Origin of the sequence: Burkholderia sp. BCC1996 (assembly GCF_905339955.1) — a bacterium.
Classification (GTDB): domain Bacteria; phylum Pseudomonadota; class Gammaproteobacteria; order Burkholderiales; family Burkholderiaceae; genus Burkholderia.
This window is the reverse complement of the sequence record NZ_CAJPHM010000023.1, coordinates 17103-30313: the sequence shown is the minus strand read 5'-3', so window position 1 is coordinate 30313 and position 13211 is coordinate 17103. Positions and strand designations below refer to the sequence as shown.

The 13211-nt window shown below is 66.2% G+C and carries 12 protein-coding genes; all 12 read left to right on the top strand.

What is annotated here, in order from left to right; genetic code table 11:
• The first annotated feature begins 212 nt into the window (after positions 1–212).
• Positions 213–638, top strand: coding sequence for a nucleoside-diphosphate kinase (ndk, locus tag U4Z64_RS28330; protein ID WP_006478674.1), 426 nt, complete (start codon positions 213–215; stop codon positions 636–638).
• A 55-nt stretch (positions 639–693) separates the two neighbouring features.
• Positions 694–1833 carry a 23S rRNA (adenine(2503)-C(2))-methyltransferase RlmN gene (gene rlmN, locus U4Z64_RS28325; protein ID WP_044848980.1) on the top strand — a complete coding sequence of 380 codons (1140 nt, stop codon included), beginning with the start codon at positions 694–696 and terminating at the stop codon, positions 1831–1833.
• A 163-nt stretch (positions 1834–1996) separates the two neighbouring features.
• A complete protein-coding gene (locus U4Z64_RS28320; protein ID WP_321821706.1) occupies positions 1997–3016 on the top strand; it encodes a helix-turn-helix domain-containing protein in 1020 nt (339 codons plus the stop codon).
• A 106-nt stretch (positions 3017–3122) separates the two neighbouring features.
• Positions 3123–4427 (top strand): flavodoxin-dependent (E)-4-hydroxy-3-methylbut-2-enyl-diphosphate synthase, encoded by a 1305-nt coding sequence (gene ispG, locus U4Z64_RS28315; protein ID WP_027787235.1) that lies wholly within the window; start codon positions 3123–3125, stop codon positions 4425–4427.
• 21 nt (positions 4428–4448) lie between these two features.
• The gene (hisS, locus tag U4Z64_RS28310) at positions 4449–5789 is read left to right on the top strand and encodes a histidine--tRNA ligase (RefSeq protein WP_044848982.1); all 1341 of its coding nucleotides are present in this window, start codon (positions 4449–4451) and stop codon (positions 5787–5789) included.
• A gap of 55 nt (positions 5790–5844) precedes the next feature.
• Positions 5845–6474: a tetratricopeptide repeat protein gene (locus U4Z64_RS28305; protein WP_044848983.1), complete on the top strand. Its 630-nt coding sequence runs from the start codon at positions 5845–5847 to the stop codon at positions 6472–6474.
• Positions 6475–6514: 40 nt separating this feature from the next.
• Positions 6515–7660 (top strand): outer membrane protein assembly factor BamB, encoded by a 1146-nt coding sequence (bamB, locus tag U4Z64_RS28300; protein WP_044848984.1) that lies wholly within the window; start codon positions 6515–6517, stop codon positions 7658–7660.
• A 247-nt stretch (positions 7661–7907) separates the two neighbouring features.
• Positions 7908–9245: a ribosome biogenesis GTPase Der gene (gene der / locus U4Z64_RS28295; RefSeq protein WP_044848985.1), complete on the top strand. Its 1338-nt coding sequence runs from the start codon at positions 7908–7910 to the stop codon at positions 9243–9245.
• Between the two features lie 141 nt (positions 9246–9386).
• The gene (gene hfq, locus U4Z64_RS28290) at positions 9387–9626 is read left to right on the top strand and encodes an RNA chaperone Hfq (protein WP_006399927.1); all 240 of its coding nucleotides are present in this window, start codon (positions 9387–9389) and stop codon (positions 9624–9626) included.
• Between the two features lie 72 nt (positions 9627–9698).
• Positions 9699–10874: a GTPase HflX gene (gene hflX / locus U4Z64_RS28285; RefSeq protein WP_321821737.1), complete on the top strand. Its 1176-nt coding sequence runs from the start codon at positions 9699–9701 to the stop codon at positions 10872–10874.
• Positions 10875–10921: 47 nt separating this feature from the next.
• Complete coding sequence (gene hflK / locus U4Z64_RS28280) at positions 10922–12289, top strand: FtsH protease activity modulator HflK (RefSeq protein ID WP_321821705.1); 1368 nt, start codon at positions 10922–10924, stop codon at positions 12287–12289.
• Between the two features lie 15 nt (positions 12290–12304).
• A complete protein-coding gene (locus U4Z64_RS28275; protein WP_321821704.1) occupies positions 12305–13204 on the top strand; it encodes a protease modulator HflC in 900 nt (299 codons plus the stop codon).
• Positions 13205–13211: the final 7 nt, after the last annotated feature.

The window sequence follows — 13211 nt, the reverse complement described above, 5'->3', positions numbered from 1 at the left end:
GGTTCGGCGCGCGCGGTGTGCGGCGCAGCAAACCGGAGCAGCTATGGCTAAGATACGTTCCGTGCCGCGAGGTTTCAATGCCGGGCGGCGCAAAAAACATATGGATTTGGAACCTTTCACTCGTGTAAGGGTTCAATCGCAATGATACACGGGATCGTGCTACAATAGCGGATTCATTTGAACCTGTAACTTCTTAATTTCTTGGAGTTTTTATGGCAATCGAGCGCACCCTGTCGATCATCAAGCCGGATGCGGTGGCAAAGAACGTGATCGGCCAGATCTACAGCCGTTTCGAAGGCGCCGGCCTGAAGATCGTCGCATCGCGCATGGCACACCTGTCGCGTGCGGACGCAGAGAAGTTCTACGCAGTTCACGCAGCACGTCCGTTCTTCAAGGACCTCGTCGACTTCATGATCTCGGGCCCGGTGATGATCCAGGTTCTGGAAGGTGAAGGCGCGATCCTGAAGAACCGCGACCTGATGGGCGCGACGGATCCGAAGAAGGCGGAAAAGGGCACGATCCGCGCCGACTTCGCCGACAGCATCGACGCGAACGCCGTGCACGGCTCGGACGCAGCCGAAACGGCCGCGGTCGAAATCGCGTTCTTCTTCCCGGAAATGAACGTCTACTCGCGCTAAGCCCTGGCTGGCAACAAGTAGGCAGGATTCAGCGCACGCGGCAAGGCAGCACATCATGACGAGCGAAACTTCCGTCAATCTTCTCGACTTCGATGCCGAGGGTCTTGTCGCGTACTGCGGCAGCCTCGGCGAGAAGCCGTTCCGCGCCAAGCAGTTGCAGCGCTGGATCCATCAGTACAACGCCGGCGATTTCGACGGCATGACCGATCTCGCGAAGTCCCTGAGAGAAAAGCTCAAGGGCCGCGCGTCGATCGTGATGCCCGATATCGTCAGCGATCACGTTTCCACCGACGGCACGCGCAAGTGGCTGATCGACGTCGGAAACGGCAATGCGGTCGAAACCGTTTTCATCCCGGAAGAGACGCGCGGCACGCTGTGCGTGTCTTCGCAGGCCGGGTGCGCGGTCAACTGCCGCTTCTGCTCGACGGGCAAGCAGGGCTTCTCCCGCAACCTGTCGACAGCCGAAATCATCGGTCAGCTCCGGATGGCCGAGTTTGCGCTGCGTGCGTCGCTGGGTCGCGCACCCGGTCCGAACGGCAAGGCCGAACGGGTCGTCACCAACGTGGTGATGATGGGCATGGGCGAGCCGCTGCTGAATTACAGCGCGGTCGTGCCCGCGATGCGGCTGATGCTCGACGACAACGCGTACGGCCTGTCGCGCCGCCGCGTCACGTTGTCGACGTCCGGCGTGGTGCCGATGATGGACCGCCTCGGCGCCGAATTGCCGGTCGCGCTCGCCGTTTCGCTGCACGCGCCGAACGATGCGCTGCGCGACGAACTGGTGCCGCTCAACAAGAAGCATCCGCTTCGCGAACTGATGGCCGCGTGCCAGCGCTATCTGAAAGTCGCACCGCGCGACTTCATTACTTTCGAATACTGCATGCTCGACGGCGTCAACGACACCGAAGCGCATGCGCGCGAACTGCTGGCCGTCACGCGTGACGTGCCCTGCAAGTTCAACCTGATCCCGTTCAATCCGTTTCCGGAATCGGGCCTCATCCGCTCGAAGCCGGAGCAGATCAAGCGCTTTGCACAGGTCCTCATCGACGCGGGTGTCGTCACGACCGTGCGCAAGACGCGCGGCGACGACATCGACGCCGCGTGCGGCCAGCTGGCCGGCGCCGTGAAGGACCGCACGCGCCTGGCGGAGCGAACGGGCGCAGCAGCAAAAATCATCGAAGTTCGGGCGATCTGACGGGGACGCCTGGTCGGGGCCGCATGGGTGCGGATGCCTGGACTTCTTGCGGTACAACACGCGAATAGCGATCGGTCGCGGCGCCTCGGCGCCGCGCATGATGTGGACAGTTGCGGGAGCCGGCGGCGCCCGCCAGTGAAGAAGAATCGACGCGAGGACAAGGATGAGTGAGCCGCAGCCGACCAACGGCGCAGAGACGAATGCCGCGAAGCCGGCACCGGCGGGGCTTGAAACGCTGGCGGCCGTCGGCAGCCGGCTGGCGCAGCTCCGGGAGGCGAAGGGCTGGACGGTCGACGACGTGTCGGCGCGGCTCAAGGTCGCTCCGCAGAAGCTGCGTGCGCTCGAGGCTGGCGACATCAGCCATTTGCCCGGTGTGACGTTCGCGCTCGGCGTCGTGCGCAGCTACGCGAAGATGCTCGGCGTCGATCCGGAGCCGTTCGCCCATGCATTGCGCCGCGAGCGTGGCGTGCAGGAAGTCGATCTGTCGATGCCCGCGTCGTCGGGGACGGATCTGCCGCGCGGCCGCGTGTCGATTCCGCTTGGCGGGTCGTCGCACCATCATCCGTGGCTGTGGGGGACGGCGATCGTCGTCGTCGCGGTGATCGCGGTACTCATGTGGCACACTGGCGGCGATTCGTCGAGCTGGCTCGCGCGCTTCAAGGGCGGCGCCACGGAACACGCATCGGCGGCCAGCGCGCCGGCGGCGTCTTCCGTCGAAGCGGCAGCCGCGGGCGGCGCGTCGGCGGCAGCCGTCAACGAAGCCCCGGCGCAGGTTGCGGCATCCGCCGTGGCGCCGCAGGCCGTTGCGTCGGCTGCTCCGGCTCCGGCCTCGGCCCCGACGGCCGCCGTGCCCGCGTCGCAACCGGTCGTCGCGCCGGCCGCGGCGAGCAGCGCGGCCGTGCCGGCCCAGCCCGCGAGCGTCGCGGTCGCGGCAGGCCAGTCGATGGTCGAACTGAAGGTCAAGCAGGATTGCTGGTTCAGCGTGCGCGACAAGAGCGGCAAGGAACTGTTCTCGGCGCTGGTGCGGGCCGGCGAGACGAAGCAGGTCGCCGGCGACGGTCCGTTCAAGGTCACGATTGGCAACAAGGCAGGCCTTGATACGGTCGCGTTCGACGGAAAGCCGGTCGATCCGGCAAAATATTCGGCAGCGCGGGGTAACGTGGCGCGGTTCACGCTGCCCTGACGTCAAGCGCCGTGGCGCAGGCCTGTCCTGGACGGGCCGCGAGGGCACGGCGCTTTTTCAATTCATGCGCCGCCTCGCGGCGCATTCCGCGTAAATGGATCTATCGATGCAATCCGAAGCTCAATCCCCACGCAGCAGTCAGATTTGTTCAACCGAGCCGGTGTTCGGCGGGCATCAGCCGCGTCGCGTGTCGCATGCGGTGGATGTTCGTTGGGGCGGGCAGCTCGTGACGATCGGCGGTGATGCGCCGGTGCGCGTGCAGTCGATGACGAATACCGACACGGCCGACGCGATCGGCACGGCGATCCAGATCAAGGAACTCGCGAACGCGGGCTCCGAACTGGTGCGCATCACGGTCAATACGCCGGAGGCCGCGGCCGCCGTGCCGGCGATCCGCGAGCAGCTCGACCGGATGGGCGTGACCGTCCCGCTCGTCGGCGATTTCCACTACAACGGCCACCTGCTGCTGCGCGACTACCCGGGCTGCGCGGAGTCGCTGTCGAAGTACCGGATCAACCCGGGCAACGTCGGCCAGGGCGCGAAGCGCGACACGCAGTTCGCGCAGATGATCGAAGCCGCGGCGAAGTACGACAAGCCGGTGCGGATCGGCGTGAACTGGGGCAGCCTCGACCAGGATCTGCTCGCGCGCATGATGGACGAGAACGGCGCGCGCTCGCAGCCGTGGGATGCGCAGAGCGTGATGTACGAAGCGCTGATCCAGTCGGCGATCGGCTCGGCCGAGCGCGCGGTCGAGCTGGGCCTCGGCCGCGATCGCATCGTGCTGTCGTGCAAGGTCAGCGGCGTGCAGGACCTGATCGCCGTGTACCGCGAACTCGGCCGCCGCTGCGGCTTCGCGCTGCATCTCGGGCTGACCGAGGCCGGCATGGGCTCGAAGGGCATCGTCGCGTCGACGGCCGCGCTCGGCGTGCTGCTGCAGGAAGGGATCGGCGACACGATCCGCATTTCGCTGACGCCGGAACCGGGTGCGTCGCGCACGGGCGAAGTGATCGTCGGCCAGGAAATCCTGCAGACGATGGGCCTGCGCTCGTTCGCGCCGATGGTGATCGCGTGCCCGGGTTGCGGACGCACCACGAGCACGCTGTTCCAGGAACTCGCGATGCAGATCCAGACCTACCTGCGCGAGCAGATGCCGGTCTGGCGCAAGGAGTATCCGGGCGTCGAGAAGATGAACGTCGCGGTGATGGGCTGCATCGTCAACGGCCCGGGCGAATCGAAGCACGCGAACATCGGCATCAGCCTGCCGGGTTCGGGCGAGAACCCGGCCGCGCCCGTCTTCATCGACGGCGAGAAGGTCAAGACGCTGCGCGGCGAGCGGATCGCCGAGGAATTCCAGCAGATCGTCAGCGACTACGTCGCACGCAATTACGGCCGTACCGAGGCCCTGAACTAAATTCGTCCACACACACGAACGATGACTGAACAGAAACGCAAGATCGAGAAGCTCACCGGCGTCAAGGGCATGAACGACATCCTCCCGCAGGATGCCGGCCTCTGGGAGTTCTTCGAAGCTACCGTGAAATCGCTGCTGCGCGCGTACGGCTACCAGAACATCCGCACGCCGATCGTCGAACACACGCAGCTCTTCACGCGCGGCATCGGCGAAGTCACGGACATCGTCGAGAAGGAGATGTACAGCTTCACCGATGCGCTGAACGGCGAGAACCTGACGATGCGCCCGGAGAACACCGCGGCGGTCGTGCGCGCGTCGATCGAGCACAACATGCTGTACGACGGCCCGAAGCGCCTGTGGTACATCGGCCCGATGTTCCGTCACGAGCGTCCGCAGCGCGGCCGCTACCGCCAGTTCCACCAGGTCGGCGTCGAGGCGCTCGGCTTCGCGGGCCCGGATGCGGATGCCGAGATCATCATGATGTGCCAGCGCCTGTGGGACGACCTCGGCCTAACCGGCATCAAGCTCGAGATCAACTCGCTCGGCCTCGCGGAAGAGCGTGCCGCGCACCGCGTCGAACTGATCAAGTATCTCGAGCAGTTCGCCGACGTGCTGGATGAGGACGCGAAGCGTCGCCTGTATACGAACCCGCTGCGCGTGCTCGACACGAAGAACCCGGCGCTGCAGGAAATCGCGCAGAACGCGCCGAAGCTGATCGACTTCCTCGGCGACGAGTCGCGTGCCCACTTCGAAGGGCTGCAGCGCCTGCTGCTCGCGAACAACATCCCGTTCAAGATCAACCCGCGTCTCGTGCGCGGCCTCGACTACTACAACCTGACCGTGTTCGAGTGGGTGACCGACAAGCTCGGCGCGCAGGGCACGGTCGCGGCCGGCGGCCGCTACGATCCGCTGATCGAGCAGCTCGGCGGCAAGCCGACCGCCGCGTGCGGCTGGGCGATGGGCATCGAGCGCATTCTCGAACTGCTGAAGGAAGAGGATCTCGCGCCCGAGCAGGAAGGTGTCGACGTGTACGTGGTGCACCAGGGCGAGACGGCGCGCGAACAGGCGTTCATCGCGGCCGAGCGTCTGCGCGATACGGGCCTCGACGTGATTTTCCACTGCAGCGCCGACGGCGGCCCGGCAAGCTTCAAGTCGCAGATGAAACGGGCCGACGCGAGCGGTGCCGCGTTCGCGGTGATCTTCGGCGAAGAAGAGGTCGCGAACGGCACGGTGGGCGTGAAAGCGCTGCGCGGCGCGGGCGAGGACGGGGAAAAGAACGTTCAGCAGACCGTACCGGTCGAAAGCTTGACCGAATTCCTAATCAATGCGATGGTTGCATCCGCCGAAGACGGCGACGACTGATCGCGCTGGCATTCGCTCGACAAGAAAAGCCTGAAATGGAAGGAATCGCTCGCCGATGAGTTATCACGACGAACAAGAATCGATTGAAAGTCTGAAGGCGTGGTGGGCCCGCTGGGGCAACCTCACGACGTGGATCGTGCTCGCGGCGCTGGTCGTCGCGGCCGGTTTCAACGGCTGGAATTACTGGCAGCGCCGTCAGGCCGCCGAGGCTTCCGGGTTGTACGAGCAGGTGCAGAAGGCCGCCGCCGCGAACGACAAGGCGACGATGGCCCGTGCGGCCGCCGACATGGAAGACAAGTTCGGCAGCACGCCGTATGCGCAGATGACCGCGCTCACGGCGGCGAAGACGTTGTACGCGGCCGGCGATGCCGCCGGCGCGAAGGCGCAGCTGCAATGGGCCGCCGATCACGCCAAGGACGACGAGTACAAGCAGATCGCGAAGCTGCGTCTCGCGTCGCTGCTGCTCGACGAGAAGGCGTACGACGCGGGCCTCGCGCTGCTGTCCGGCACGCCGGTGGATGCATTCAAGGGCCTCGTGGCCGATCGCCGCGGCGATCTGCTCGCGGCGCAAGGCAAGACCGACGATGCGCGCGCCGCGTACAAGCTCGCGCTCGCCGGCCTGTCGCAGGACGACCAGTCCGCGCGCCAGCTCGTGCAGTTCAAGCTCGATGCGCTCGGCGGCTGATCGCGGCCCCCTCAACCTCTTAACTCTGCTTCGCTAACCGATGAATTTGCTGAAACGTTACGCTGTGCCCGTAGCCTGCGCGGCGGCTGTCCTGGCATTGGCGGCCTGCTCGTCGTCGAAGGACGCGCGCCGCGTGCCGACGCCGCTCACCGAGTTCAAGCCCGTCTTGGACGTGCAACAGGTCTGGAAGGCGAGCGTCGGCAAGGGCGGGCGCTACCTGTTCTCGCCGGTGGCCGTGGGCGACGCCGTCTACGCGGCGGGCGAGAACGGTTCGGTCGAGAAGATCGACGCGAAGACGGGCCAGACGCTGTGGCGCTCGAAGGTCGGTTCGGACCTGTCGGCCGGGGTCGGCAGCGACGGCAACCTGACCGCCGTCGGCGCGCTCAAGGGCGGTGTGTTCGTGCTCGGCCCGGACGGCAAGCAGCTGTGGAAGACGAGCGTGCAGGGCGAGATCTTCTCGCCGCCGCTGGTCGGCAACGGCCTCGTGATCGTGCGCACGATCGACGGTCAGGTGATCGCGTTCAACGGGCAGACGGGCGAGCAGAAGTGGAACTACCGCAACCGTGCGGTGCCGCTGAACCTGCGCGTGTCGGCCGGCATGACGTTCGCGGGCGATGCGGCCGTGCTGGCGGGCTTCCCCGGCGGCGGTCTGGTCGCGATCAACCTGCAGACGGGCGAGCCGTTCTGGCAGACGCCCGTGTCGTTCCCGAAGGGCGTGACCGAAGTCGAGCGCATCAACGACGTCAGCGGTCCGCCGACGCTCGTGGGTGCCCAGGCGTGCGCGGTCACGTTCCAGGGCCAGCTCGGCTGCTTCGACGCGAACTCGGGCCGTCCGCTGTGGGAAAAGGCGTTCTCGAGCCGCAGCGGTCTCGCGCAGGACGATTCGGTCGTCGCCGGCGGCGACGACTGGTCGGTCGTGACGGCCTACGACGCGGCGAGCGGCAACCCGCTCTGGCGCAACGACAAGCTGAAGAGCCGCGACGTCGGCGTGCCGTACCTGCTCGGCCATGCGGTTGTGATGGGCGACTACAAGGGCTTCGTGCACTTCCTGTCGCGCGAGGACGGCAGCTTCATCGCCCGGATGAAGACGGACGGCAGCGCGATTACCGCGGCGCCGGTCCTGGCGGGCAATACGCTCGTCGTGCAGACCAAGGACGGTGGCCTGTACGGATTCCGTCCGCGCTGACGCGCACGCAACAGGCGCAATCGCGGCGCGGCGGGCCTGTCCCGCGCGCTGCGGTCGCGCGACATGAAGGCGGCCGGTGTCCCCGGCCGCTCGGTATTTGAAAGGCAGTTCGCAACGAAAGACGACGGCGCGCACCGCGCGCCCGGCGCGCGCATCCGGCGCGGCGCGAATTCGTGATATTTTCATTCAGCGCAGCCGCCCGCAGCAGCGGGCCTCCCGCTGCTGCGCATCACCGTAGAAAACACAGATGAAACCGGTCATTGCCCTCGTTGGGCGCCCCAATGTGGGGAAATCCACGCTGTTCAACCGGCTCACGCGCTCGCGCGATGCGCTGGTCGCCGACTTGCCGGGCCTGACGCGCGATCGCCATTACGGCGAAGGGCGCGTCGGCGCACGGCCGTACCTGGTCGTCGATACCGGCGGCTTCGAGCCCGTCGCGAAGGACGGCATCCTGCACGAGATGGCGCGCCAGACGCGGCAGGCCGTCGAGGAAGCGGACGTCGTCGTGTTCATCGTCGACGGTCGTAACGGGCTCGCGCCGCAGGACAAGTCGATCGCCGACTACCTGCGCAAGACCGGCCGGCCGATCTTCCTGGTCGTCAACAAGGCCGAGGGGATGAAGTACACGGCGGTCGCGACCGACTTCTACGAGCTCGGCCTCGGCGATCCGCGCGCGATCTCGGCCGCGCACGGCGACGGCGTGACCGACATGATCAACGAGGCGCTGGAAGTCGCGTACGCGGGCCAGCCCGAGGAAGCGGACGAGGACGACCCGTCGCGCGGCATCAAGATCGCGATCGTCGGCCGCCCGAACGTCGGCAAGTCGACGCTCGTGAACGCGCTGATCGGCGAGGACCGCGTGATCGCGTTCGACATGCCGGGCACGACGCGCGATTCGATCTACGTCGACTTCGAGCGTAACGGCAAGAAATACACGCTGATCGATACCGCGGGCCTGCGCCGCCGCGGCAAGGTATTCGAGGCGATCGAGAAGTTCTCGGTCGTGAAGACGCTGCAGTCGATCTCCGACGCGAACGTCGTCATTCTTCTGCTGGATGCGCAGCAGGACATTTCCGACCAGGACGCGCACATCGCCGGCTTCGTCGTCGAGCAGGGCCGCGCGCTCGTGATCGGCGTCAACAAGTGGGACGGTCTCGACGACCACGCGCGCGATCGTGCGAAAGCGGATTTGACCCGCAAGCTGAAATTCCTCGACTTCGCGAAGTCGCACTACATTTCGGCCGCGAAGAAGACCGGCATCGGCGCGCTGATGCGTTCGGTCGACGACGCGTACGCGGCGGCGATGGCGAAGCTGCCGACGCCGAAGCTCACGCGCGCGCTGATCGAGGCCGTCGAGTTCCAGCAGCCGCGTCGTCGCGGCCCGGTGCGTCCGAAGCTGCGCTACGCGCACCAGGGCGGCCAGAATCCGCCGCTGATCGTCATCCACGGCAACGCGCTCGACGCGGTGACGGAAACCTACAAGCGTTACCTCGAAAACCGATTCCGCGAAACTTTCTCACTGACCGGGACTCCATTGCGCATAGAGTTCCGTTCGTCGAACAACCCGTACGCGGACAAGGGCTGAAGCAGGTCCTGCAAGGGATAGGCCGCATGGCCTACGCCCGGGCGGGGCAGGCAAAATCAGCTATAGTGTAGCGATTGGCGCCGGATCTCTTTTTCTTCGTCGCCAATCCAGATCAACCTGCAAAAAAAGATGGAGTACGCCATGAGCAACAAAGGGCAATTGTTACAAGACCCGTTTTTGAACGCACTGCGCAAAGAGCACGTTCCCGTTTCGATCTATCTCGTCAACGGCATCAAGCTGCAAGGGAACATTGAATCGTTCGACCAGTACGTCGTGTTGCTCCGTAATACGGTGACCCAGATGGTCTACAAGCACGCCATCTCGACGGTCGTGCCGGCGCGCCCGGTGAATTTCCACCCGGACGCGGAAGCCTCGTCCTAACCCATCGCAGCGGCCGGCATCCGGTCGCCGCGAGCGACCGATGCCAGCCGCCTTATCTTGACACCCGATAATTTGATCAACGCAGCGCTCGTCGGCATCGACTTCGGCAAGACCGATTTCGAAGCCAGTCTCGAAGAACTCAGTCTTCTCGCCTCCAGTGCGGGGGCCCGTCCCGCCGTCACCCTCACAGGTCGTCGCGCCAGCCCCGATGCCAAGATGTTCATCGGCAGCGGCAAAGCCGAAGAATTGCGGCTTGCCTGCGACGCGCACAACGTCGAAATCGTCATCTTCAATCACGCACTGGCACCGGCCCAGCAACGTAATCTGGAGCAGGCGCTTAACAGGCGGGTGGTCGACCGCACGAGCCTCATCCTCGACATCTTTGCGCAGCGCGCCCGCAGTCACGAAGGCAAGCTGCAGGTCGAGCTCGCGCAGCTGCAATACCTGTCGACCCGGCTGATTCGCGCGTGGACCCACCTGGAGCGGCAAAAGGGCGGTATCGGCCTGCGCGGCCCCGGCGAAACCCAGCTCGAAACCGACCGCCGGCTGATCGGCGAGCGCATCAAGATGCTGAAGTCGCGGCTCGACCGGCTGCGCCGGCAGCACAGCACGCAGCGTCGCCAGCGCGCACGCAGCGGCACGATGTCGGTGTCGCTCGTCGGCTATACGAACGCGGGCAAGTCGACGCTGTTCAATGCGCTGACGAAAGCGCAGGCCTATGCGGCCGACCAGCTGTTCGCCACGCTCGATACGACGTCGCGACGCGTGTACCTCGGCGACGAGGCCGGTCAGATCGTCGTGTCCGATACGGTCGGGTTCATTCGCGAACTGCCTCACCAGCTGGTTGCCGCGTTCCGCGCGACCCTCGAGGAAACGATCCATGCGGATCTGCTGCTGCACGTGGTCGACGCGTCGAGCGCGGTGCGGCTCGAACAGATCGAGCAGGTGAACGGCGTGCTGCACGAGATCGGCGCGGACACGATCCGGCAGGTGCTGGTGTTCAACAAGATCGATGCGGTGCCTGAGCTGGCGGCCCGCGGCGACGCGGTCGAGCGGGACGAGTATGGTAATATTTCGCGCGTCTTTTTGAGCGCACGCACCGGTCAGGGTCTTGACGCGTTGCGTGCCGCCATCGCCGAGATCGCCTCCGCGGAACACCTTACCGGCGCGACGTTACCCAACGTCGCGCTCGACGGCGCACCCGCTGAACCGCACGAAGACCACGCGATTTCCGAACACGGGCGCTAACCGGTCCCGGCCGGTTCGCCGGCGTCTAATCTGGTGAACAAACTCTGGTGAACGAATACAACGAGCGGAGTACCTGGCGGCGGATGCGCGCCTTGCTGTCGATCAACGATCCCCGCTGGGGACGCGGCGAAGGCAAGGGCAACGACGGATCCCGTCCGCGTGTGAACGAATCGAAGCGTCCGCCCGGTGGCGACGGTGACGGTCCGCCCGATCTCGACGAGATGTGGCGCAACTTCAACCGGCGTCTGAGCGGCCTGTTCGGCGGCAAGGGCGGCAACGGCTTCCGGCCCGACAACGGCCGGGCCGCGCGTGTCGGCGTCGGCATCGTGATCGGCGTGCTGGTCGCGGTCTACGCGGGCAGCGGGCTGTTCGTCGTGCAGGAAGGCCAGACGGGCGTCGTGCTGCAGTTCGGCAAGCTGTCGGGCACGGTCGGCCAGGGCGTGCACTGGCGCGCGCCGTATCCGTTCGCGTCGCACGAGATCGTCGATACGTCGCAGGTCCGTTCGATCGAGATCGGCCGCAACAACGTCGTGCGTCTCGCGAACGTGAAGGAAGCGGCGATGCTGACGCGTGATGCCGACATCGTCGACGTGCGTTTCGTCGTCCAGTACCGGATCCGTTCGGCAACCGATTACCTGTTCCGCAGCGTCGATCCCGAGCGCAGCGTGTCGCAGGCCGCCCAGGCCGCGGTGCGCGCGATCGTCGGCACGCGCAGCGCGGCCGACATGCTGAACCAGGACCGCGACGCGCTGCGCGCGCAGCTGTCCGCCGCGATCCAGCGCGATCTCGATCGCTACCAGTCGGGGCTCGAGGTGACGGCCGTCACGATGCAGAGCGTCGCGGCGCCCGAGCAGACGCAGGCTGCGTACGCCGAAGTCGCGAAGGCGCGCGATGATCGCGAAGCCGCGAAGCGTGCCGCGCAGGCCTACGCGAACGATCTGCTGCCGAAGGCGCAGGGCGACGCCGCGAAACTTGCCGACGAAGCGAAGGCGTATGCCGATCGCGTGGTCACGCAGGCCGAAGGCGACGCCGACCGGTTCAAGCAGGTCTATGCACAGTATTCGAAGGCGCCCGCGGTGATCCGTGAGCGGATGTACCTCGAGACGATGCAGGAAATCTATTCGAACGCGACGAAGGTGTTCGTCGGCAACAAGGGCGGCAACAGCGTCGTGTACCTGCCGCTCGACAAGCTCGTCGAGCAGGGGCGACAAAACGCCGCAAATGCGACGAATGCGACGAATGCCGCGACGCCCGCCGGCGCAGCCGCGCCCGACGCGATGTCGGCGCCGGCCGCCGCCGCGGCGAGCGCACCCGCGAGCGCGGCTTCGGCTGCGGCGGCGCCCGCACCGGGCAGCGACGTGCTGCGGTCGCGCGAAGCGTTCCGCAGCCGCTCGCGTGAAGACGATACGAAGTAACGGGGAGCGCAGAACATGAACCGAATCATTGCGCTCGTCGTCGCAATCGTGATCGCCGCTTTCGCGGCGTCGTCGACCGTCCTCACCGTCGATCCGCGCCATGCGGCCGTGCTGTCGGGCCGCGACGGCGCGCAACCCGAACTCGCGGGCCCCGGCATCCATTTCAAGCTGCCGCCGCCGCTGCAGACGGCGACGCTGATCGACACGCGCCTGCAATCGCTCGAGTCGTCGGATCCGCTGCAACTGGCGACCGAAGACAAGCACGACCTGCTCGTCGCGTATGCGGTCAAGTATCGGATCAGCGATCCGATGAAGTATTTCGCGGCGACGGGCGGTGACCCGGCGGCGGCCGCCGACCGCCTGGCCGGCGCGCTGAAGAGCGCACTCGGCGACGCGTTCGGCAAGCGCGCGCTCGACGACGCGCTCGGCGGGCAGCGCGAGATCGCCAATGCGGCGCGCGACGGGGTGCGCGCGACGGCATCGGGCTTCGGCGTCGACGTGGTCGACGTGCAGTTGACGCGCGTCGACTTGCCGGCTGCGCAGACGGATGCCGTCTATCAGCGGATGATTGCCGCGCTGCGCGACCAGGCCGCACAGGTGCGCGCGGATGGCGCCGCCGATGTCGAGCAGATCAAGGCCGACGCGGAACGCGAACAGCAGGCGGTGCTCGCGAATGCGTACAAGTCCGCGCAGACGATCAAGGGCGAGGGCGACGCGAAGGCCGCGTCGATCGCCGCCGATGCGTTCGGCCGCGATCCGCAGTTCTACCAGTTCTACGCGAGCCTGCAGGCTTACCGGAATACCTTCAAGCGCAACGACATCATCGTCGTCGATCCCGACAGCGAGTTTTTCCGTTTCATGCGCAGCCCGACGGGCGGTGCCGCACCGGCGGCACCCGCTCCCCGCAAACACTGACCTTGGG

Bases quoted from the DNA above. Each gene is read 5' to 3' on its own strand.
- ndk (WP_006478674.1), top strand. From the start codon at position 213: ATGGCAATCGAGCGCACCCTGTCGATCATCAAGCCGGATGCGGTGGCA.
- rlmN (WP_044848980.1), top strand. From the start codon at position 694: ATGACGAGCGAAACTTCCGTCAATCTTCTCGACTTCGATGCCGAGGGT.
- U4Z64_RS28320 (WP_321821706.1), top strand. From the start codon at position 1,997: ATGAGTGAGCCGCAGCCGACCAACGGCGCAGAGACGAATGCCGCGAAG.
- ispG (WP_027787235.1), top strand. From the start codon at position 3,123: ATGCAATCCGAAGCTCAATCCCCACGCAGCAGTCAGATTTGTTCAACC.
- hisS (WP_044848982.1), top strand. From the start codon at position 4,449: ATGACTGAACAGAAACGCAAGATCGAGAAGCTCACCGGCGTCAAGGGC.
- U4Z64_RS28305 (WP_044848983.1), top strand. From the start codon at position 5,845: ATGAGTTATCACGACGAACAAGAATCGATTGAAAGTCTGAAGGCGTGG.
- bamB (WP_044848984.1), top strand. From the start codon at position 6,515: ATGAATTTGCTGAAACGTTACGCTGTGCCCGTAGCCTGCGCGGCGGCT.
- der (WP_044848985.1), top strand. From the start codon at position 7,908: ATGAAACCGGTCATTGCCCTCGTTGGGCGCCCCAATGTGGGGAAATCC.
- hfq (WP_006399927.1), top strand. From the start codon at position 9,387: ATGAGCAACAAAGGGCAATTGTTACAAGACCCGTTTTTGAACGCACTG.
- U4Z64_RS28275 (WP_321821704.1), top strand. From the start codon at position 12,305: ATGAACCGAATCATTGCGCTCGTCGTCGCAATCGTGATCGCCGCTTTC.